This is a genomic window from Albidovulum aestuarii, assembly GCF_029961185.1.
Classification (GTDB): domain Bacteria; phylum Pseudomonadota; class Alphaproteobacteria; order Rhodobacterales; family Rhodobacteraceae; genus Albidovulum; species Albidovulum aestuarii.
Genome location: NZ_JASBQQ010000006.1, coordinates 55214 through 74227, shown reverse-complemented (window position 1 = coordinate 74227; position 19014 = coordinate 55214). Strand labels below are relative to the sequence as shown.

The 19014-nt window shown below is 65.4% G+C and carries 23 protein-coding genes and 1 tRNA gene; 15 read left to right on the top strand and 9 right to left on the bottom strand.

Annotated features, from left to right (window positions below; genetic code table 11):
* Nucleotides 1-3: 3 nt before the first annotated feature.
* From pseG to QKW60_RS14170, 3 genes are read right to left on the bottom strand one after another with little or no spacing between them, the layout of a single operon-like run.
* A complete protein-coding gene (pseG, locus tag QKW60_RS14180) occupies nt 4-1539 on the bottom strand; it encodes a UDP-2,4-diacetamido-2,4,6-trideoxy-beta-L-altropyranose hydrolase (protein WP_282369602.1) in 1536 nt (511 codons plus the stop codon).
* Nucleotides 1517-2224 carry a pseudaminic acid cytidylyltransferase gene (pseF, locus tag QKW60_RS14175; RefSeq protein WP_282369601.1) on the bottom strand — a complete coding sequence of 236 codons (708 nt, stop codon included), beginning with the start codon at nt 2222-2224 and terminating at the stop codon, nt 1517-1519. The genes pseG and pseF overlap by 23 nt, the downstream gene beginning before the upstream one ends.
* Before the next feature lie 50 nt (nt 2225-2274).
* Complete coding sequence (locus QKW60_RS14170) at nt 2275-3450, bottom strand: MFS transporter (protein ID WP_282369600.1); 1176 nt, start codon at nt 3448-3450, stop codon at nt 2275-2277.
* 105 nt (nt 3451-3555) lie between these two features.
* Between QKW60_RS14170 and thpR the strand changes: the two genes are divergently transcribed.
* Together thpR and QKW60_RS14160 are read left to right on the top strand one after the other, a co-directional pair.
* Nucleotides 3556-4098, top strand: a complete 543-nt coding sequence (gene thpR, locus QKW60_RS14165; RefSeq protein WP_282369599.1) for an RNA 2',3'-cyclic phosphodiesterase — start codon at nt 3556-3558, stop codon at nt 4096-4098.
* A gap of 122 nt (nt 4099-4220) precedes the next feature.
* On the top strand, nt 4221-4682 hold the full coding sequence (locus tag QKW60_RS14160) for a GNAT family N-acetyltransferase (RefSeq protein ID WP_419762687.1): 462 nt from the start codon (nt 4221-4223) through the stop codon (nt 4680-4682).
* 3 nt (nt 4683-4685) lie between these two features.
* Here the strand turns inward: QKW60_RS14160 and QKW60_RS14155 are convergent, their stop codons facing one another.
* Nucleotides 4686-5354 carry a DNA-3-methyladenine glycosylase I gene (locus QKW60_RS14155; protein WP_282369598.1) on the bottom strand — a complete coding sequence of 223 codons (669 nt, stop codon included), beginning with the start codon at nt 5352-5354 and terminating at the stop codon, nt 4686-4688.
* Between the two features lie 118 nt (nt 5355-5472).
* On the opposite strand from QKW60_RS14155, the gene QKW60_RS14150 reads away from it, so the two are divergent.
* A tRNA-Arg gene (locus QKW60_RS14150) sits at nt 5473-5549 on the top strand.
* Between the two features lie 84 nt (nt 5550-5633).
* Here the strand turns inward: QKW60_RS14150 and QKW60_RS14145 are convergent.
* Together QKW60_RS14145 and QKW60_RS14140 are read right to left on the bottom strand one after the other, a co-directional pair.
* A complete protein-coding gene (locus QKW60_RS14145; RefSeq protein WP_282369596.1) occupies nt 5634-6632 on the bottom strand; it encodes a methylenetetrahydrofolate reductase in 999 nt (332 codons plus the stop codon).
* Nucleotides 6629-7210, bottom strand: a complete 582-nt coding sequence (locus QKW60_RS14140) for a methylenetetrahydrofolate reductase C-terminal domain-containing protein (protein WP_282369595.1) — start codon at nt 7208-7210, stop codon at nt 6629-6631. Before QKW60_RS14140 ends, QKW60_RS14145 begins: the two co-directional genes overlap by 4 nt.
* Before the next feature lie 188 nt (nt 7211-7398).
* Here QKW60_RS14140 and QKW60_RS14135 point away from each other — a divergent pair, with 188 nt between their 5' ends.
* From QKW60_RS14135 to QKW60_RS14110, 6 genes are read left to right on the top strand one after another with little or no spacing between them, the layout of a single operon-like run.
* A complete protein-coding gene (locus QKW60_RS14135) occupies nt 7399-7926 on the top strand; it encodes a hypothetical protein (RefSeq protein WP_282369594.1) in 528 nt (175 codons plus the stop codon).
* 3 nt (nt 7927-7929) lie between these two features.
* Nucleotides 7930-8796 carry a DUF4150 domain-containing protein gene (locus QKW60_RS14130; protein WP_282369592.1) on the top strand — a complete coding sequence of 289 codons (867 nt, stop codon included), beginning with the start codon at nt 7930-7932 and terminating at the stop codon, nt 8794-8796.
* A gap of 2 nt (nt 8797-8798) precedes the next feature.
* Nucleotides 8799-9212, top strand: a complete 414-nt coding sequence (locus QKW60_RS14125; RefSeq protein WP_282369591.1) for a hypothetical protein — start codon at nt 8799-8801, stop codon at nt 9210-9212.
* A gap of 1 nt (nt 9213) precedes the next feature.
* Nucleotides 9214-9696 (top strand): hypothetical protein, encoded by a 483-nt coding sequence (locus QKW60_RS14120; protein WP_282369590.1) that lies wholly within the window; start codon nt 9214-9216, stop codon nt 9694-9696.
* A gap of 3 nt (nt 9697-9699) precedes the next feature.
* Complete coding sequence (locus QKW60_RS14115) at nt 9700-10773, top strand: DUF2169 family type VI secretion system accessory protein (protein ID WP_282369589.1); 1074 nt, start codon at nt 9700-9702, stop codon at nt 10771-10773.
* Nucleotides 10770-11789, top strand: a complete 1020-nt coding sequence (locus QKW60_RS14110) for a hypothetical protein (RefSeq protein WP_282369587.1) — start codon at nt 10770-10772, stop codon at nt 11787-11789. The genes QKW60_RS14115 and QKW60_RS14110 overlap by 4 nt, the downstream gene beginning before the upstream one ends.
* Nucleotides 11790-11797: 8 nt before the next feature.
* Here QKW60_RS14110 and QKW60_RS14105 read toward each other — a convergent pair whose 3' ends face one another.
* Complete coding sequence (locus tag QKW60_RS14105) at nt 11798-12958, bottom strand: hypothetical protein (RefSeq protein WP_282369586.1); 1161 nt, start codon at nt 12956-12958, stop codon at nt 11798-11800.
* A gap of 303 nt (nt 12959-13261) precedes the next feature.
* Between QKW60_RS14105 and QKW60_RS14100 the strand changes: the two genes are divergently transcribed.
* From QKW60_RS14100 to QKW60_RS14085, 4 genes are read left to right on the top strand one after another with little or no spacing between them, the layout of a single operon-like run.
* Nucleotides 13262-13726, top strand: coding sequence for a RidA family protein (locus QKW60_RS14100; RefSeq protein WP_282369584.1), 465 nt, complete (start codon nt 13262-13264; stop codon nt 13724-13726).
* On the top strand, nt 13726-14499 hold the full coding sequence (locus tag QKW60_RS14095) for a glycerophosphodiester phosphodiesterase family protein (protein ID WP_282369582.1): 774 nt from the start codon (nt 13726-13728) through the stop codon (nt 14497-14499). The genes QKW60_RS14100 and QKW60_RS14095 overlap by 1 nt, the downstream gene beginning before the upstream one ends.
* Before the next feature lie 43 nt (nt 14500-14542).
* Nucleotides 14543-15721, top strand: coding sequence for a GNAT family N-acetyltransferase (locus QKW60_RS14090; protein WP_282369581.1), 1179 nt, complete (start codon nt 14543-14545; stop codon nt 15719-15721).
* 28 nt (nt 15722-15749) lie between these two features.
* Nucleotides 15750-16112, top strand: coding sequence for a 4a-hydroxytetrahydrobiopterin dehydratase (locus tag QKW60_RS14085; RefSeq protein WP_336619166.1), 363 nt, complete (start codon nt 15750-15752; stop codon nt 16110-16112).
* Between the two features lie 3 nt (nt 16113-16115).
* Here QKW60_RS14085 and QKW60_RS14080 read toward each other — a convergent pair whose 3' ends face one another.
* Entirely contained in the window at nt 16116-16598 is a 483-nt protein-coding gene (locus QKW60_RS14080) for a peroxiredoxin (RefSeq protein WP_282369580.1), read from the bottom strand.
* A gap of 3 nt (nt 16599-16601) precedes the next feature.
* Nucleotides 16602-17087, bottom strand: coding sequence for a peroxiredoxin (locus QKW60_RS14075; RefSeq protein ID WP_282369579.1), 486 nt, complete (start codon nt 17085-17087; stop codon nt 16602-16604).
* 80 nt (nt 17088-17167) lie between these two features.
* On the opposite strand from QKW60_RS14075, the gene QKW60_RS14070 reads away from it, so the two are divergent.
* Together QKW60_RS14070 and QKW60_RS14065 are read left to right on the top strand one after the other, a co-directional pair.
* Nucleotides 17168-18373, top strand: a complete 1206-nt coding sequence (locus QKW60_RS14070; RefSeq protein ID WP_282369578.1) for an NAD(P)/FAD-dependent oxidoreductase — start codon at nt 17168-17170, stop codon at nt 18371-18373.
* 13 nt (nt 18374-18386) lie between these two features.
* Nucleotides 18387-19013 (top strand): glutathione S-transferase family protein, encoded by a 627-nt coding sequence (locus QKW60_RS14065; protein ID WP_282369577.1) that lies wholly within the window; start codon nt 18387-18389, stop codon nt 19011-19013.
* The last annotated feature ends 1 nt before the right edge of the window (nt 19014 follow it).

Genomic DNA, 19014 nt, shown 5'->3' with positions numbered 1-19014 from the left:
CCGTTACCCTTCATTGCCAAGTCCCAGCAGCGCCTCGTGATCGCATCTGCTGAGCGTGAAGACAAGCGCGCCGCCATCTCGGCCCGTCTCGCGGAAGCCAAGACGGCAATGCAGGGCCGCCGAGGCCGCATTGTCCGCCACCACCTCGGCGCGCAGCGAATTGATGCCAGGTTTTGCGAACAGTGTTCGGGCGAAGGTTGCCATCATCCTTCCGCCCGCGCCCTTCGGCGCGTCTTCGGCACCGATATAGAAGCTCCATTGCCAGATCCCGCCACCAAGGTCGCGGGCGCTGGCATGGCCAAGATCGCGGCCGCCCTCGGACCAGATCAGGAACAGGGCATCGGTTCGGGTCAGGGCGCGCTCAAGCCAGTTGACATGCTCGTCCCAGACCAGCTCTCCGGTATTCAAGCTAACGGCCCGGATATCGGGCCGGTTGCGCCAGTCGAACAGAAGACGTGCATCACCCTTCGTCACCGGCCGGAACGCACCTTCCAGCGCATCGGTGACACGCACCGCACCCGCGCCATCGCAAAGGCGGGACGCGGCAGAAGAGAGAGCGGATGCCTCCGCGATGGCCCGCGCAATTGCGGGTTCGAGCCCGCCGCTCCGCGCTGTCTCCAGATCAAGGGCGATGACCGCCCCGGCCCCGGCCAGTCCTGCAAGCGCGGGTTTCTGGTTGTCGGCTACCGCAACCGCGACCGTCGGCAGACCAAGGCAGCAGCGTTCCCAGCTTGTCATGCCGCCCGCACCGATACAAAGATCGGCGTCGGTCATCAGGCCTGCCATATCGGTTGCGTCGAGATGCAATGCCGCGCCCCGTCGCCCGGCGACCCGTGCCTCGACCTCGGCGCGGCTCTGACTTGCCGATCCCATGACCACGTCGACGGCAAGATTGGGAAAACCCGCCAGCGCATCGAGCGCGAGCGGGGCGAGTCCGGCGGCGTCGCCCATTCCCGGCGCGATCAGAACGCGCTTCACCGAACCGCCCCGCCGGTGAAGTGCGCCCTTTCGGGCACTGGCAAATTCCCGCCGCAACAATGCGAAATCCGGGCCGATCATCTGCGCCGGGCCCGGATGGCGTCGCGCTCCGTCAAGCCGTGTCTGATCAAGCACCAGATCAGCGCCCAGTGACCGGTCGTCGAGGTCATCCAATGCGAGGATGCGAAGACCGGGCCGAGCCTGCCGCAGCTTTCCGGCCCATCGCGCGTCCAGCCCGTAGTGATCCGCGACCACCCAGTCCGTGCCAAACGCCTGCGCAGCCCGCGCGGTAATGTCGGCATCCATCTGCCACGGCGCAGCGAGCCATCCGGCATGTGCAGGCGCCAACGGATCGTCCTCCGGGGCGCGCGGAACCGGGGTGATCTCGGTCACTTCAAACCCTTCGCTGCGGATGCGGCCCACCATTGAACCCGATGTGCCAGCGGTGACAAAGGCCACGTCATGCCCACGCCGCCGCGCCTCGGCCGCCAGCGTCAGGCAGCGCATCACATGGCCACCGCCGATCCTCAGATCACCGTCAGCGCGGATCAGGAACCGCATCACCGCCCCCAAGCCCCAGAACCGCAAACATCTTTTCGGCCAGCCGCCAGTCGGCCTCGGTGTCGATGTCGATGCACCGTTCTGCGGGCAGGATAACGCCCGCCGCGCCGTCCCAGACCCGCGCCCCAGGGTCCGACCACGTCGCGGCCCGCGCCCAGTAGAACTGACCAGCATCGAAAAAAGCGGGATCCAGATCCTGTGAGCGCATCGGCATCTTGGCCGGATCGCGCGCCACAAGCCGCGCCCCGTCGCGCCGGTAGGCCCGGTCGATCGGGGTGCGGTATTCGCCAACCGACAGGCACCAGTCGGCACCGTCCGCCAACCTGTCATACCCAACGCGCAGATCCTCGGCCGTCACGAAGAACGCCGTTGGGTAGATGCAGCAGACGGGCGCGTCGGGCCCAAGCCCAAGCCTCTGCACTGCATCGCGGATCACCTCGGTCGTGCCGGCATGATCATCCGCGAGCGCGGCATCGCGCAGAAATGGTACCTCTGCGCCCGCCGCCCGCGCGACCTCGGCAATCTCCTCGTCATCGGTCGTCACCACGATCCGCGAAAAACATCCGCTGTCCCGTGCTGCATGGATTGGCCAGCCGATGGCCGGGCGCCCGACGAAGGGGCGGATATTCTTGCGCGGAATGCGTTTTGATCCGCCCCGGGCAGGAAGGATGGCGATGGCGCTCATGAGGTCTCCTTTCCCCTCTGTTACGATGCCCGGGCAGATAGCGCAAAGCCTCAGTCAGTGCGGTCGTGGCTGAACAGGTAAAGCACGATGCCGATGACAAGCGGCACAAGGAAGAACAGGAACAACAGCCGGAACACCTCTTCCGGCGCACCGGAGGCGTTTTCATAGACCGGCCGCGAGGCGAATTGCAGGATGCCCGCCCCGCCGATCCCGAACATGTTCAGGAATGTCACCCCCCGGCCGGTCAGATGCGCCGGAAAGAACGCCCGCCCATGCGCCATGATTGCGGGGAAAGATGCCCCGAATAGGCCAAGCGCCGACAACAGAAACGCCGCCGTCCAGATGCCGCCGCCGGGGTAAAGGGCGAGGATCAGAAGGCAAACGGCCGCGGCAAGGTTGCCCGCGAAGACCACCCATTTCCGGGTGCCGAATATCCGGTCAAGCGGACCGTAGGCGAAGTTGCCCGCGACCATCGCCAGCGCCATCAGAAGCGTCACGCGTCCGATTGTCAGCCCGTCCGCGCCGAAGACCTCGGCAAGATACGGGCCGGCCCAAAGCCCCCGTATCGCCGCCGCAGGCGCATAGGCGACCGCCATCAGGGGCAGGATCGCCCAAAGCCCCGGTTGCCGGAGAATATCTAGAACCGAACCGCGCCCCGCCGTCGGTGTCTCGGCCCGTTCCGGATCACGGACGAAGACCCACAGGGCAAGTGCGATGACGAAGGTGACAGCCGCAAGCCCGATCAGCGCCGGGCGCCAGCCGACGGCGGCAACCAGCCATGCCAGCGGCGCGGCCCCCGCGATATTGCCGAGCGATCCGACACCGATGATGGCGCCTGCAAGTGTGCCGAAGACCGCCGGGGAATAGATCCGCGCGAAGATGTAGTAGGATGCCATCAGGACCGGCGAACAGCCGATTCCGATCAGTGCCATGGCGACATGAACCGCCCAAGGCCCCTCGGCGGCGGCAAAGACCAGCGCCCCGCATCCGCCGCCGATACCAAGAAGCAGTGACGCCGTCAGACGCGGCCCGACCCGGTCCAGCGCGGCCCCGACCGGCATCTGCATCACGGCGAAGATCAGGAACCAGATGCCCGATGAAATGGCGAGGTCGCCGGGGCTCGCGCCGATCTCGCGGCCCAGAACCGGCGTCAGCACCGCCAGGAAGGCCCGGTAGAACTGGCTGAGCACATAGCCCGCCACCAAGAATGCCAGCCCTGCTTTCATTTTCCTGCCCGTATCCGCCCGGCGCAGACCCTGCGTCAGAACGAATCCCTGCACAAGGGGGGCGGTTTGTGATTGGATCGTCCCCGTATTCCTAAGTGAGCCTCAATGCGCGCCTTTCTTGCCATTCCCCTGCCGGAAACCACCGCCGATGCCCTGTCCGATCTGCAAGCCGAATGCCCGGTTGGCCGCACCGTGCCCATTGAGAACTTGCACCTGACCCTCGCCTTTCTCGGCGATCAGCCAGAGCCTGTTCTCGAGGCGGCTCACGAAGCCTTAGGCACAATCACCCTGCCGGGTTTTGAGCTTGAACTTGCCGGGATTGGGGCGATCGGCGGCCGCGCACCCGCGCTTGCCTATATCGGCACCTCCCCGTGCCCCCCGCTGAAAGAGCTTCACCAGCGCATTCGGGGCCGGTTGCATGGGGCGGGACTGATGCTGCCGCGCGAACGGTTCCTGCCGCATGTGACGCTGGTCCGTTTCGGAAAGAACCTGTCCGCAACCGATCTCGCACGGCTGGGCAACTTCCTCGCCAAATATGGGGGTTCACGCGTCGCACCGTTCCGGGTCGATCATTTCTGTTTGTTCCGCTCGACCATTGGCAAGGGCGGGCCGATTTACGACGAACTCGCGCGCTACGATCTTGGCTGAAACGCAAGAACCCGCCTTGCACTTCCCCCGGCCGCCGCTCTAGCGTGACCGCGATCCGACACCCGTCTTTCGCGCTGCGCGCAGGCGAAGCCACGCCACACCAAATGACACCCAGAGGCCACATGATCACCATCGCCCGCGACAATCCGCTGCTGCCGGAACTGGCTTTGCTGATGGAGCGTCATACCGAGGCGATGCATGCCGATACGCCACCCGAAAGCATGCACATGATGGATGCCGGGGCGCTGGCCACACCGGGGATCGACTTTTACGTCATGCGCGACAACGGTGCGCCTGTCGGCATGGGGGCGCTGAAACGGATCGACGGGCGCCATGCCGAGATCAAGTCGATGCACATCCTCGCCGAGATGCGGGGCCGCCGGCTGGCATGGACGATGCTGGAACATCTGATCGCCGAGGCCCGCGCGGCGGGCTATGCGCGCATGAGCCTTGAAACCGGGTCCCAGCCGGGCTTCTCGGCGGCGCGGGGGCTTTACGAACGCGCAGGTTTTACCGAATGCCCGCCCTTCGAAGGCTATACGCCCGATCCGAATTCGGTCTTCATGACGCTCGCTCTCGACTGAATCTCAGCCGATGCTCATGGCCAGCACCTGGCTGATCTCGGTCAGGCTGCGGCCCGACTGGGCCTGCCAGTCGTTGAATGCCGCCTGAACGGCGGCAAGGTCGCGCTTCGATGTCGGTGCCTTGTCGACGACCCCCTCGGCGATCAGGCGGGCGGTGACGTCGCTTGACAGGATGAAGGCGGATTTGCCCATCATCCGCAGCACACGCTGGCCGGTGACGCCACCCAACCGCGCGCCGCGTTTGGCCAGAAGGTCCAGCAGCCCGACATAATCTGCATCCGGCCAGTCCGCGAAAAAGCGGGCGGCGCTGCCGTGATCGCGGGCCAGATCGGTGAGGAACACCGCGTTCGAGATGACCGCCGCAAGTTTCGCGCCATTGCGGACGACGCCCTCGTCGGCCAGCAACCGGTCCATATCGGCATCGCCGTAAAGCGCAACCTTGGCGGGGACAAAGCCCCCGAAAGCGGACTCGAACCCGTCCCACTTCGCCTCGATCACCTTCCAGTGAAACCCGGCCTGAAACAGGCACTTGACCATCGCGGCGAGCCATCGGTCATCGCCTGACCGCGCTATTTCTTCCGGTGGAAGCGGTCGGTCCAACAGCGCTTCCAGCGTGTCCGCGCCGCCTTTTCGGGTGGCGGAGATGGCGAAAATCTCGTCAAAACTGCGCAACTTCCGATCCCTCCTTCCGGGCCCTTCCCCCAGTCATCGCCGGGCCTGGCATCAGGGTCAACACACCACCGCGTGAGCCTTGCGCGGGGTGGGTTTATGCCGGTAAAGGAGGCGAAGCGGTCCCGTAGCTCAACTGGATAGAGCAGCTGACTTCTAATCAGCAGGTTGAGGGTTCGAGTCCTTCCGGGATCGCCACGGCTTTTGCGTTTCGACACGTTGGGTTGCACCACGTTTGCTGCAACACATATTTCGTGTCTGCCGAGCCGTCGCCAAAGCACATCACTCCGGACCCGCCGCCCGCCTCCGTGATTTGCGGCCCTCCAGCACGCCCGATTCCAGGATGATCTCGGAAACCTGATGCTCGCGCCGGTAGGCCATCACGTGAACCCCCGCGACGCCCTTGATCTCGCGGATCTGCTGAATGAGTTCGATACAGATCTTCTTGCCCTCCGCGCCGGGCTTTTCGGCCTTCTCCATCCGGTCGATCAACGGATCAGGCACATGGATGCCGGGCACGTTCGACCGCATCCAGCGCGCCGCCTTGGCCGAGGCCAAGGGGCCGACACCGGCGAGGATATAGACACGCTTGTCGAGCCCCATGTCACGCACGCGGGCCATGAATTTCTCGAAAAGCGGGATGTCGTAGATGTAATTGGTCTGGATGAACTCTGCACCCGCTTCCACCTTCTTGGCCAGCCGGTCGGGACGCCAGTCTTGGGGATGAATACAGGGGTTCTCGGCAGCACCAAGAAACATCTGCGGCGGCCGCGTGATCTTGCGGCCCGACAGGAACATGCCCTGATCGCGCATGGTGCGGATCGTGCGGAGTAGCGTGAGCGAATCGAAATCGAAAACCGGTTTCGCGCCCGGCTGATCGCCGACACCGACGCCGTCGCCGGTCAGGCAAAGGACGTTCGTTACCCCCATCGCGGCGGCCCCCAGCACGTCGCCCTGAATGGCGATCCGGTTCCGGTCGCGGCAGGAAATCTGATAGACGGTCGAATAGCCCGCCCGGGTCAGAAGTGCCGATATTCCGATGGAGGACATGTGGCAGTTGGCGCCCGAGGCATCGGTCGCGTTGATGGCATCGGCCACCTCACCCAGAGGCTGGGCCGCGTCAAACACATCGGACGGGTCGGCGCTGTCGGGCGGGTTCAACTCCGCCGTCACCGCGAACCGGCCCGCGCGCAAAACGCGTTCCAAGCGGGAATGCGAGACATGGCCTTCGGGCGGCGGGGCATAGACCGGGACCTGATCGGTATAGTCGGACGGGCTCATTTCTTCAGCACCTCCCGGTTGACGGCGCTCGCCGGTTCCTCGGCAAGGGGCGCGGAAGAGGGTTCAATCGCCCGCGCCTCGGGGAACGCCTCGGCGACGGCGGTGCGGGACGCTTCACGCGCCTCCCGCAGCTTTGCCGCCTTCTCGCGGCTGACCCGCAGCCAGGACGATGACCCTTTCAGGCTGCGGTCCACCGGCGGCAGCACCTCGCGGATCTTGTCACCGTCCTTCATGCGCGCGGCACCGTCCCAGGCCAGCGACCAGACGCATTTCATCCAGGGCTTCACTTCGCAATAGCCGCCCTCCCGCACACCGCCGCAGGGGCCGTTCCGAAGTTCCTTCGGGCAGTTCATCGGGCAGGACATGCCGGTCGACGATAGAACGCATTGCCCGCACATCTTGCAATCAAAGAGCACCGTCTTGATGCCCTGCTCGACCAGCGCGATGGGTCGCTCCACCCGCCCGTACCCGATCTTCGCAAAGACCGGGTCCAGTGCGACCATGACCTGCTCGACGCGTTTGTATATCCACTCGAACTTGCGTGAATGGCGGATCGCGAAGAGGCGGGCACGATACATGGCGGCTCCTCATCTGACGGCGGGCGGGCCCGCGACACATCCAGAATTCCCGCCACGCAAGGCGAATGCAAGACGAATGGGCTGAGTCTTCAAAGAAATTTCCTCAGCGCCGCGATGCCGGTTTCCCGGACTTGACGACACGGGGCAGCGGGCCCACCATTGCGCCCTGATTTTTCGCAGGTTGTTTGATGACACCACCGGTCGCCCTTTTTGGCGCCCTTCCGGCCGAGCCGGAGCCCATCCGACTGGGGGGGACTGACCGGCTGTGGCAACGCTGGTCACAATGGCTTTCCCTGTCGCGACACCTTTTCGCCGATGCCAGTCCCGGCGAACACAGATGCTGGCGCCTCATCGCCGCCCCCGGGATATTCGACGACACGCCAACCGCCGGTGTCTGGCGGCTAAGCCGCAGCCAAACCGGCACCCCACTGCCCGCCGCGCTGATCGCCGGCCAGACCCCGGCGCCCGGCGATCCCTGGTTCGACGCGGCCTCTCTGCTGCTTGATCGGGCGATCGACGCGAACTGGACCGCGAACCGGGTGAAACGGGCGATACCCGATCTGCCCGGTTTTGCCCCTGCCCCGCCCTCCACTGCTGCGGTCTTCTGGCTCGATGACTGGGAGGTGCACGAGCTTCGCTTCACCGACATCCACGACCTTGCCGGGAACGGCTTTGCCCGGATGCTCGCCCCCCGTCCCGTTGTCGAGGAGGGCTAGGCAATGGGCAACAGCGTCTATGCCGAGAACATGGGGTTCTTCCACAAGGCCAGTGGCGGCAAGGGCGTAGCACCCGGCGATGTCTGCCTGTCGCCCCCGCCCCCGCCTGCCGGGCCGGTGCCGGTTCCTTACGTGAACATGCTGCAGGCCTCCGACCTCGCGCAGGGCAGCAAGACGGTCAAGATCATGGGTACGCCTACGGCGCTCGAAAACGCCTCCCATGTCTCGACCAGCACCGGTAACGAGGCGGGGACACAGGGCGGCGGCGTCGTCACCCACAAAACCAAGGGCAAAGGCAGCTTCAAGCTGTGGTCCTTTGTGGTGAAGGCCGAGGGCAAGGGCGTCTGCCGTCACGGCGACCCGATGGAACAGAACACCGCCAGCCCCTTGCCCAACACGGTGGACCTCTCGGCCATGGTCGATTTTGGCAAAGTTGTCGGCAAGGCGGCCATGAAGGCCGATTGCCCGCGTGACTATGATTACAGCCAGGACTATACGCCGACGACCGGTGCGCAACGCCGCGCGGTTCAGAATCAGGCCTGCTGGAACTGCAAGAAGGACCGGGCCAATATCGCACGGCGCGTCCAAACGCCCGAAAACATCCGCGCACTGGCGCGGATCGACAAGAAGATCGCCCGGCAGAAAGCCGGCAAGGTCACCATGATTGCCGACCACCAGCCCCCTCAGAAGGTCGCGTGGGAGATGGGCGGGTGCCACGCGCCCGGAAAATTCGCGGATCGGATGAAAGACCTGCCGGTGAGTCCTCATTGTCAGGCGCACAGCAACCAGCAGGCGCATGATATGCGCCGGCTTGACCGCCGCGACCTCTACGACACGATGAATGCGAACATTCCTGGATTGAGTATCTGACGATGAACGTAAGCACGGCCCACGCCAAATTGCTCGAAGAATGGATCGCCGATCTGCGCCGGGTGATGCCGGAGCTGCAAGATTGGTGGGACCAGATGGTCCGGGACGCCGGTCCGGGCGGAGACCGCATCGTGCGGGCGCGGTGGCCTTCCGGACCCGCGAGCCATCCCCGCGTCATCAGCCTGTTTCGTGACTACTACTTTCGCGTTGAGGCGCTGAATCATACGATCGAGGAATCCGAACCGGCTGAAGGGGCGGGCTGGGGGCAGGACACGCCAGATGCGCTGGCCGGGCCGGTTCCCCCGATCGTTCTGCTGCTTCAGATGATCGCCGGTGAAGCCCCGGACGCGGCCGAGTTCCTTCGTTACTTTGACTTCATTCCCGTGGGTGAAGACCTCGATCTGGAGACGTGCTGAGATGCGGCTCATCGCCAATCACAATATCAAAAACGGCGTTTGGAGGCTGACGAACCAGCCGCGCGACCTGCGACCGGACGGTGGAGCCAAAGACCTGTCAAAGGCGGCTGCACCGCCCGGATATATTCAGCTCTACCACGACTATCTGCGTGACCTTGAAGAGGTTCTGGCGATCGCGGGCGAGACCTGGAATGCAGAGGTCGAAGACCGTCAGGCCAGCGGACTGACCGTCGATGAAGCGATTCTTGACGTCATCGAAACCAACGGCGTTGCCGGTCCGGCGTCCCATCCCGCAGTCGTCTGGCTGGTGCGCAAATACTGGCTCGAATGCGCCCGGATCGGCACAGGGAAACCGGATGCCGTTCGCCCGGAAACGTTCCTGCTGGGCTGGCTGATCGAGGATCGCCGCGACGACGCCGTCACATTGCTTACCGCCATGCCCTACTGGCCCATCGGCCTTGATGAAGACGGCAACTGGTGCTGACCCATGGGCTTTGACATCTGGCTGGAAAATCGGACCCCCTTCGCGGCGGCGACCCATGTCCAGTTCGATGCCGAGGGGCAGGAGGTACTTCTCATCATGATCTCGGCCAGTTTCGAGGACCCGGAACGGAACGGGGCGCTGCGGATCGCCGAGATACAATTGCCCGTCGCCTTTTCCGACGAACCCTACGCCGACAGGCCACTCTCGTCGGTCCGGCACGAGGCCGACATCGCGCCGGAAAAGCCGGGCTGCGAGGTGATCGTGCTGGGTGCAGCCCATGCGCCCGGCGGCAAGCCTGCCGAACGCGTCGATGTCGGTTTGCAGGCCGGACCGGTCCGCAAGGTCCTGACCGTGACCGGCGACCGCGCCACAATTGCGGGTGGCGAAAGCGCGCCGGTTCCGTTCCGGACCATGCCGATCGTCTGGGAACGGAGCTTTGGCGGCTCGCTCGAAGACGGCGACTGCGAACCGCGCAATCCAGTGGGAATCGGGTGGAAAGGCGCGCGTTCCGCCGATCCCCGGGTCAGGACCGATCTGGCGAACATCGCCTACAAGGGCGATGCCAGGGCAACCCGCCCGGCCGGATTTGGCCCCGTCGGCCGGGGCTGGCAGCCGCGTCTGGCGCTGGCTGGAACCTATGACGCCGCATGGCTTGCCCGCCAGTGGCCGCTGCCGCCCACGGATTTCGACCCGCGCCACAACCTCTTAGCGCCGCCAGACCAATGGGCCGACAGCCTGCCGCCCGGGACCCCGGTCACGCTGATCAACATGACACCCGAAGGGCGCTGGTCCTTCCATCTGCCCCGCCTCGCCGCGCCGCTGCACCTGATCCATGCCGACCGGGTGGAGCGGATCCCGCTCGCGCCCGATACGCTCATTCTCGAACCGGATCTGGGGCGTGTCACGCTCAAGGCGCGGCACCCGATCCGGCTGCTGCGCAACGTGCCGCGCCTGACCGAGATCGCGCTCGGCCATGTCTCGCCGGTCTGGCTGAACGCGCGGCGCAAGGGCAAGACCTATGTCAATCCGCTGGGCGGCGACGGCACTCTGAGCGGCGAACCGGTCTGGCTGCCATGACGCCTGCCCTGCGCATCATCGGATCGGGCGCAGTCACGGCTGCCGGGCTGACCCTGCCGCAATCCGCCGCCGCCTTCGTCGCGGGGATCGACGGTTTCCGCGAGATCACTTCGCCCGACGAGTTTGGCACACCGCAGATCGTGGCCGAAATCCCGACCGACTGGCGGCTGCGTCCCGACCCCGCGACATGGCTTCAGAACCTCGCCGCCCGGGCGGGGAACGAGGCGCTTGGGGACGGTGACCGGGCGGGCACGCTGCTGCTCTGCACGCCGCCCTCGTCGAAACGCGGACATCCCTGCTGGCAGGAAAGCGACCCGCGCCGCTTCAGGGCCGCGCTGAATGACAAGCTCGGTGGGCCCTTCGCGACGGGATCGCGGCTGGTCGATGGAGGCCCCGCCGCGCTGATCGGCGCGCTGCCCGACGCCGCCACCCGACTGGCGCGGGGCGAGGCGGATCGGATTCTTCTGCTGGGCGTCGATTCCCTCATCAACACCAGCGACATGGCCCGCTTCCGGGCGGCCGGACGGCTGCACGGCGGGTCGGCGCAGGGTCTGGTACCCGGCGAAGCGGCGGGCGCGGTCCTGCTGACAACGACCCCGGGGCCCGGGATGCAGATCCTCATGACCGGCCTTGCCGACGAACCCGAAAATGTGCTCGGCGAACGTCAAAGCCAGGGCCGTGCGATGCAAAAGGCGCTGGAGGCCGCGTCGAGCGCCGAGGGTTACGGCGAAAGCGCGGTCGAATTCGTCGTCAGCAATTTTAACGGCGAGCGCTACGGCGCGCTGGAGGCGCTGATCTTCCGCGCCCGCTTCTACCGGACGCATCGCGAGTATATGGCGACAGCCTATCCGGCGATGAGTTTCGGCGATACCGGCTCGGCATCCGCCGCGCTCGCGCTCGCTGTCGCGGCGGATGCCTTCGGCAAGGACTATGCGCCGGGACGCTGCGCCATGCTTGAGATCGCCTCGGAAGACGGTCTCAGGGCGGCCGCCTGCCTGACCGGCGGGCCGGGCTGAGAAAACTCTCAGGACCAGGCTGGATACGAACGGCGATGCCGCCAGTCTGCCAGCGTCCGCCCCGGCGCGGCGATCGCCGCCACAAGGCAGTCGCGGCGCAGCGCGATCAGGCTGGTGAACCGCCCCTTGCCCGCAAGCGTCTTGATTGCGTCCCGGACACGCTCCGCCACCGGCCATGGCCCGTCATCGCGTCCCGCGAACCCGGGGGCGAGTTTTGCCGGGTCGGCCTCGAACGCATCGGTATCGTCGAGATCGAAGTCCAGCCGCGCCCGGATCGCGCGGCCCGCCCCCGCCGCATGGGCCGGATCGGCACACATGCCGATCAGCCAGTCCAGCACGCCCGGATCGCGGATCGCCCCGGCGGCCATCAGCGCCGCCCCGGCGCGTTCCGGCCGTCGCATCAGATCGCCGAGCCAGCCGCGCGCCTCGGCCCCCTGCCCGCCAAGAACGGCAAGTTCCAGCGCCGCATCCGCCACTCGGCCGGTCTCGGCGGCAAGTCGCCGCAGCACCGGAAGGGCGGGGCCAGACCGGCCCAACAGCAATGCCGAACGGGCGGCGGCGAACTGGCCGGGCCCGCGCGGCCCCTCCAGCGCCTCGACCGCCATACCCAGCCGGTCCACCCGTCCAATCTCTCCCAATAGCCGCAAGGCGCGGTCCCGGACCTGCGGATCCTCATCGGCAAGGCAGCGGTCCAGCCAGTCGCCGGGATCGGCCCGGTGATGCGAACAGGCCGTCATGGCCAAGAGGCGCAATAGGGGATCGGTGCTGGTGAACCACGGCTTCACATGCGGGCGCACGGCACCGGCTCCGGCCCAGGCAATCGCACCGGACAGACCGCTCCGGCAATCGGGATGGTCCGCCACCTTCTCCAGCGCCGCCGCAATATCCTCAGGCCCGCCACCCAGCAGCGCCACCAAGAACCATGCGAACATCTCGCCCGGTTCGGGGAAATCCTCGAACCGCGCCGCCGCTTCGCCCAGCGCGGCAATCCCGGAGGCGAGAAGCCCGTCGATATGCGCGCCAAGGCGGCGGTCAAGACGGCCAAGCTCGACCTCGCCAAAGGCCGGGTCGTGGAACATCCGCACCCGCTGCGACCAGAGGAACGCCGCGCCCTCAGCGTGCTGGCGCAGGATCGGAGGAATGACTGAAATCGTCTCGTGAACGGGCATGGTGAAAGATTGGTTGCAATTCTGGCAGCATAGCCCGGATCGACCCCACAGGGCAGTGCCGATTTCCCGACCCGACCAGCACCGGGATATACCCGCAGCTTCCGCCATTCGTCTGCCGCGTCCGTCGGGTCGGTTGCCATACGTTTTGCCGACAGAGCGCAGACACTTTGCCGACGGGCCAACTGGCTGCGCTTTCAGCCGCCATACGGCGCCTGCTGACCCGGGTTCCGGGCGGTCGCTTTTGCCCTTTCCTTGAACCCGCCGCGCCGCTAGCTTCCGCGCCGAACGGAACAGGAGTATATCATGGCCGGAAAGATCGACGCACGCCTTGCAGAACTGGGCATCACCCTGCCGGACGCCCCCGCGCCCGCAGCCAACTACGTGCCCTATGTGCTGGCCGGTGACATGCTCTTCATCTCGGGCCAGATCAGCGCCGGGCCGGACGGTCTGATCAAGGGTTGCCTCGGCGGCAATATGGATGTCGACGGCGGCGCCAAGGCCGCGCGGCAATGCGGGATCGCCATTCTGGCGCAGGCTCGGGCGGCTCTCGGCGGCGATCTCGATCGCATCGTGCGGGTGGTGAAGCTTGGTGGTTTCGTCAATTCGACAGCCGATTTCACCGATCAGCCGAAGGTCATCAACGGCTGCTCAGACCTCATGGTCGAGGTGCTCGGCGATGCCGGTCGCCACGCCCGCGCCGCCGTCTCCACGCCCTCGCTGCCGCTGGGTGTCGCGGTCGAAATCGACGCGGTCATCCAGGTTCGGTAATGACGCCGGTTCGCCTGCCGGAAGCCTTCCTGAAAGCCCCTATCGCGCATCGGGGCTTTCATGACAAGGCCTTGGGAAAACCTGAAAATTCGCTTGCCGCCTTCCGCGCGGCCATCGCGGCGGGATACGGGATCGAATGCGATATCCAGCCATCGGCCGACGGTGTGCCGATGGTCTTTCACGACTACGACCTGAAGCGCCTGACCGGCAAGCCGGGCCGCATCCGCGGCAGGACGGCGGCAGAGCTTGGGGCGCTTCCCCTGACCGGCGGGGACGAGGGTATCCCGACTTTGGCGGAGATGCTCGATCTGGTTGCGGGCCGGGTGCCGCTGCTGATCGAGATCAAGGATCAGGACGGCGCGATGGGCCCCGATGTCGGGCCGCTGGAACGGGCCGTGGCTGATACCCTTAGGGACTATGATGGCCCCGTCGCGCTGATGTCCTTCAACCCACATTCGGTGGCCGCACTGGCCAAGGCCGCGCCACAGATTGCGCGCGGCATCGTCACCTCGGCCTATACAGCCGAAGACTGGCCGCTTCTGCCCCCCGCCGTGCGGGACCGGTTGCGGGACATTCCGGATTACGACCGGGTGGGCGCCAGCTTCATCTCGCACGAGGCCGCCGACCTCAACCGCCCGCGTGTGGCCGAGCTGAAGGCCTTGGGCGCCGAGGTGCTCTGCTGGACAATCCGTTCCACACAGGCAGAGGCGGAAGCCCGCCGTATCGCCGGAAACATCACCTTCGAAGGGTACAATGCCGCGCTGACGACTTGACGAAGGACAGGCCCCGCCCCCAAGTCAGGTGGAAGGCAGGGCCATGGATCAGACAGCCATCGAAATCACCGCGCTCTCCGGCCTTGGCGACATCGCCGGGGCCGACTGGGATGCCTGCGCTTGCCCGGAAGCGACGGATGGCCGCGCCATCGACCCCTTTACCACCTACCGGTTTCTTTCGGCTCTGGAACGGTCGGGATCGGTCGGTCAGGGCACAGGCTGGCAACCACATCACCTTGTCGCGCGGGCCGATGGACAGATCATCGCCGTGATGCCGCTCTATGCGAAAAACCACAGCCAAGGCGAATACATCTTTGATCACGGCTGGGCCGATGCACTGCATCGGGCGGGGGGAAATTACTACCCTAAACTGCAATCCGCCGTGCCCTTCACCCCCGCCACCGGTCGCCGTTTTCTGACCCGTCCGGGATGGGAGGGGACGGGCATTGCAGCGCTCACGCAAGGGATGGTCCAGATCGCCGCTGACAATGGCCTGTCTTCGGCTCATATCACCTTCTGCACGAGTGTGGAGGCGGAGGCCGGATCGCGGATGGGCCTTCTGCACCGCGTCACCCAGCAGTTTCACTGGGAAAACCGGGGCTACGCCGATTTTGACGCCTTCCTCGCCCAACTTTCATCCCGCAAACGCAAGGCGATCCGCAAGGAACGGGCAGGAGCGATGGGGTTCGGCGGCACCATCCGGGCGCTGACCGGCGACGCGCTGGAACCCGGCCACTGGGATGCCTTCTGGGCCTTCTATCAGGATACCGGCAGCCGTAAATGGGGCCGCCCCTACCTGACCCGCGCCTTCTTCGATGAGGTGCAGGAGGCGATGCGCGACGACGTCCTTCTGATCCTTGCCGAACGAGATGGCCACCTCGTCGCGGGCGCGCTGAACTTCCTTGGCCGCGATACGCTTTATGGCCGCTATTGGGGTGCCATCGAGGATCACCCTTTTCTGCATTTCGAATGCTGTTACTACCGCGCCATCGACCATGCCATCGCCCATGGCCTTGCCCGCGTCGAGGCGGGTGCGCAGGGCGAACACAAGCTGGCGCGCGGCTATCTGCCGGTCGAAACCCATTCGCTGCACTGGATCGCCGAACCCTCTTTCCGCGCGGCCGTCGCCCGCTATCTTGAGGCCGAGAGCCGTGCTGTGGGCGAGGAGATTGAAATCCTCACCGATTACGGCCCGTTCCGGAAACCGAATACCGGAACGTGATATCGACAGACATTAAAAGGAATCCGCCATGGCCGAACTTCTGACCGATGCCGAACGCCAGACCGCTCTGCCTGCCCTTGGTGAAACCGGCTGGAACGCAGTCGAAAACCGCGACGCGATCCGCAAGATCTGGAAGTTCAAGAGCTTCTCCGAGGCCTGGGGCTTCATGTCCCGCGCGGCACTTCAGGCCGAAAAGCTGAACCACCATCCGGAATGGTCAAACATTTACAACGTCGTCGATGTAACGCTGACCACGCATGATTGCGCGGGGCTGTCCGCGCTGGATGTCACGCTCGCGAAACGCATGGACAAGCTCGCGGGCGCGGCCGAGGTGCAGCGCGACCACGGTGAGCCGGTCGCCTGCCTCTGCCAGATCCACTCCCGCAAATAGCTCTCAGAGCTTTTCCAGCAGCGCCTCACCCGTCGACAGGCTGCACTGGCCGAGCGGGTCCAGTTCAAATGCCGTGACGACGCCATCTTCGACCGCCATCGCGTAGCGGCGCGACCGCCCGAACATCCCTGCGGCGGGGTTGTCATAGGCAAGACCCATCGCCCGGGCGAAGGCACCATCGGCATCCGCGAGCATCGTGATCCCCGCCGCAGCAGCACCGGTCGTCTCGCCCCAGTACCGCATCACATGCGCGTCATTGACCGACAGGCAGATGACCTCGTCCACGCCCTTGGCGCGATAGGCGTCCATGGAGCGGATGAAGCTCGGCACATGCGCGGAATCGCAGGTCGGGGTGAACGCGCCCGGCACCGCAAAGATCACGACCTTGCGGCCCCGGACCAGCGAGGACAGAAGAACCTCTTCCGGTCCGCCTGCGCCTATGCGAAGAAACCGCGCCTCGGGCAGGCGCATGCCGGTCTCGATCATGGATCAGAGCTCCGCCAGAAGGTGTTCACCGGTCGAGATATCGCAGACGCCGGGCTTGTCCACTTTCGACGCCGTGATGACACCGTCATCCAGTACCAGCGCGTAACGGTTCGACCGTCCGATCAGGCCGATCTGCGGCGCGGTGAAGTCCATGCCCAGCGCCTTGGTAAAGCTGCCATCGGCATCGCCAAGGAAGCTGATCCCGGCCGCCGTCGCGCCTGTCGATTCCCCCCAGGCTTTCAGAACAAAGGGATCGTTCACCGCGATGCAGATGATCTCGTCAACGCCCTTTGCACGGAAATCCGCGGCGGTCTTGATGAAGCTCGGAATATGGATGGTCGAGCAGGGGCCGGTATAAGCGCCCGGCAGGCCGAACACGACGACCTTGCGGCCCTTCAATCGCTCGGACAGGTTCACCTCCTTCGGGCCATCCTTACCCATTTCAACGAATGTCGCTTCCGGCAGCCTGTCGCCCTTGGAAAGTGCCATATGTGTCGTCCTCTCGCGTTGCGTTTCCCTGAACCCACGATATAGGGTCGCCGCAACCGGCGACCAGAGGGAGAATGCAGATGGGCGGGATCGTGATCATCGGCGCGGGCCAGGCCGGGGCATCGCTTGCGGCGAAGCTTCGTTCGCTTGGCTATGACGGGGCGATCACCATGATCGGCGAGGAACCGGCCCCGCCCTATCAGCGCCCGCCGCTCTCGAAAGGCTACCTGCTTGGCGAGATGGAGCTCGACCGGCTTTATCTGCGCGCGCCGTCCTTCTGGGCGGACCAGAACGTCACGCTGAAGCTCGGCGCTCAGGCGACCGCGATCGACCGCACCGCAAAGACAGTGCGCGTGGATGGCGAAAGCATCTCTTACGATCATCTCGCGCTCACCACCGGCTCACGCCCGCGCCGCCTGCCAGCGGCGGTCGGCGGCGAGTTGAAAGGCGTCTACACCGTCCGGACGCTGGCCGATGTCGACGCAATGGCGCCGGAATTCAGTGCAGGCCGCAAGCTCTTGATCGTCGGCGGCGGTTATATCGGGCTGGAGGCTGCGGCGGTCGGCGCGAAACTTGGGCTTTCGGTGACGCTCATCGAAATGGCCCCGCGCATCCTGCAGCGCGTCGCCGCGCCTGAAACCTCGGACTATTTCCGCAAGGCCCATGCCGAGCATGGCGTGAAGATCCTCGAAAACACCGGCCTCGACCGGCTGACGGGCGAAGGCCATGTCTCGGGCGCTCGTCTGTCGGACGGCACCGAAATCGCCGTTGATTTCGTCATCGTCGGTGTCGGCATCACGCCGATGACGATCCTCGCCGAGGAGGCGGGCTTGGAGATCGAGAACGGCATCCGCACCGACGCGCTTGGCCGAACCTCGGACCCTTCGATCTGGGCGGCGGGCGACTGCGCCTCCTTCCCGCATCGAGGCGGCCGTATCCGGCTGGAAAGCGTTGGCAACGCCATTGATCAGGCCGAGATCGTCGCTGAAAACATGCTGGGCGCGGAAAAACCCTATGAGGCGAAACCGTGGTTCTGGTCCGACCAATATGACGTGAAACTGCAGATCGCGGGGCTGAATACCGGTTACGACCGGATCGTCACGCGGCAGGGTGAGGGCAATGCCATCAGCTTCTGGTACTACAAAGGCGATCAGTTGCTCGCGCTCGACGCGATGAACGATGCCCGCGCCTATATGATCGGCAAACGTCTGATCGAGGCGGGCAAGTCCCCCGATCCGGCGGTGATTGCAGACCCCTCGGCTGATCTCAAACCGCTTCTGAAATAGCGCGGGCGGTCCGATGAGCCTGATCTGCCACTATGTCGATGGCTCGCCCTTCGCGCGGATGGTCCGCGTGTTGTCGCGCGAACTCGCGCTCGACATGGAAGAGATCGAAGTAACGGATTTTCCGCCTCCGCCGGGATTCTTCGATCTTAATCCGCTCGGTCAGGTCCCTGTCGTCATGCGCGACGGCACGGCCCTGTTCCCGACTGAGATCGCACTTGCCGCATTGCTTCAACAAAGGACCAGACCATCATCCTGGGGCAGTGACCGCAACCCCAGTCTTGCTGACAGGCAGACCCTTTCTGTGATCCTGGCCCTTGGCGACCAGATCGCATCGTTGCGGTACCGCGATTGGGCTGGCCTCGCGCCGTCCGGCCCGAACCGGCTTGGCTTCGATCTTGATAAACGTGCCTTGGAACGGATAGCGGCGACTTTGGATTGGCTCGAAGCGCGGATCGGCGCAACGGGCTTCAGCGATGACGATATCTGCCTTGCCGACATCGCGCTTGTCTGTCTCCTGCTCTGGACCGAGTCGCGTGGCCCGATCGCCTGGCGGGGCCGGCCCGGCATCGAGGCAATGGTCGGCCGCATGGCTGCGCGCGACAGCTTCGCGGAAACAACTCCCCGACCCTGGGCGGGTTGAG

Bases quoted from the DNA above. Each gene is read 5' to 3' on its own strand.
- pseG (WP_282369602.1), bottom strand. From the start codon at position 1,539: ATGCGGTTCCTGATCCGCGCTGACGGTGATCTGAGGATCGGCGGTGGC.
- pseF (WP_282369601.1), bottom strand. From the start codon at position 2,224: ATGAGCGCCATCGCCATCCTTCCTGCCCGGGGCGGATCAAAACGCATT.
- QKW60_RS14095 (WP_282369582.1), top strand. From the start codon at position 13,726: ATGACGCCGGTTCGCCTGCCGGAAGCCTTCCTGAAAGCCCCTATCGCG.
- QKW60_RS14090 (WP_282369581.1), top strand. From the start codon at position 14,543: ATGGATCAGACAGCCATCGAAATCACCGCGCTCTCCGGCCTTGGCGAC.
- QKW60_RS14125 (WP_282369591.1), top strand. From the start codon at position 8,799: ATGAACGTAAGCACGGCCCACGCCAAATTGCTCGAAGAATGGATCGCC.
- QKW60_RS14115 (WP_282369589.1), top strand. From the start codon at position 9,700: ATGGGCTTTGACATCTGGCTGGAAAATCGGACCCCCTTCGCGGCGGCG.
- QKW60_RS14145 (WP_282369596.1), bottom strand. From the start codon at position 6,632: ATGAGCCCGTCCGACTATACCGATCAGGTCCCGGTCTATGCCCCGCCG.
- QKW60_RS14105 (WP_282369586.1), bottom strand. From the start codon at position 12,958: ATGCCCGTTCACGAGACGATTTCAGTCATTCCTCCGATCCTGCGCCAG.
- QKW60_RS14170 (WP_282369600.1), bottom strand. From the start codon at position 3,450: ATGAAAGCAGGGCTGGCATTCTTGGTGGCGGGCTATGTGCTCAGCCAG.
- QKW60_RS14110 (WP_282369587.1), top strand. From the start codon at position 10,770: ATGACGCCTGCCCTGCGCATCATCGGATCGGGCGCAGTCACGGCTGCC.
- QKW60_RS14100 (WP_282369584.1), top strand. From the start codon at position 13,262: ATGGCCGGAAAGATCGACGCACGCCTTGCAGAACTGGGCATCACCCTG.
- QKW60_RS14070 (WP_282369578.1), top strand. From the start codon at position 17,168: ATGGGCGGGATCGTGATCATCGGCGCGGGCCAGGCCGGGGCATCGCTT.
- QKW60_RS14140 (WP_282369595.1), bottom strand. From the start codon at position 7,210: ATGTATCGTGCCCGCCTCTTCGCGATCCGCCATTCACGCAAGTTCGAG.
- QKW60_RS14080 (WP_282369580.1), bottom strand. From the start codon at position 16,598: ATGATCGAGACCGGCATGCGCCTGCCCGAGGCGCGGTTTCTTCGCATA.
- thpR (WP_282369599.1), top strand. From the start codon at position 3,556: ATGCGCGCCTTTCTTGCCATTCCCCTGCCGGAAACCACCGCCGATGCC.
- QKW60_RS14135 (WP_282369594.1), top strand. From the start codon at position 7,399: ATGACACCACCGGTCGCCCTTTTTGGCGCCCTTCCGGCCGAGCCGGAG.
- QKW60_RS14065 (WP_282369577.1), top strand. From the start codon at position 18,387: ATGAGCCTGATCTGCCACTATGTCGATGGCTCGCCCTTCGCGCGGATG.
- QKW60_RS14120 (WP_282369590.1), top strand. From the start codon at position 9,214: ATGCGGCTCATCGCCAATCACAATATCAAAAACGGCGTTTGGAGGCTG.
- QKW60_RS14075 (WP_282369579.1), bottom strand. From the start codon at position 17,087: ATGGCACTTTCCAAGGGCGACAGGCTGCCGGAAGCGACATTCGTTGAA.
- QKW60_RS14130 (WP_282369592.1), top strand. From the start codon at position 7,930: ATGGGCAACAGCGTCTATGCCGAGAACATGGGGTTCTTCCACAAGGCC.
- QKW60_RS14085 (WP_336619166.1), top strand. From the start codon at position 15,750: ATGGCCGAACTTCTGACCGATGCCGAACGCCAGACCGCTCTGCCTGCC.
- QKW60_RS14160 (WP_419762687.1), top strand. From the start codon at position 4,221: ATGATCACCATCGCCCGCGACAATCCGCTGCTGCCGGAACTGGCTTTG.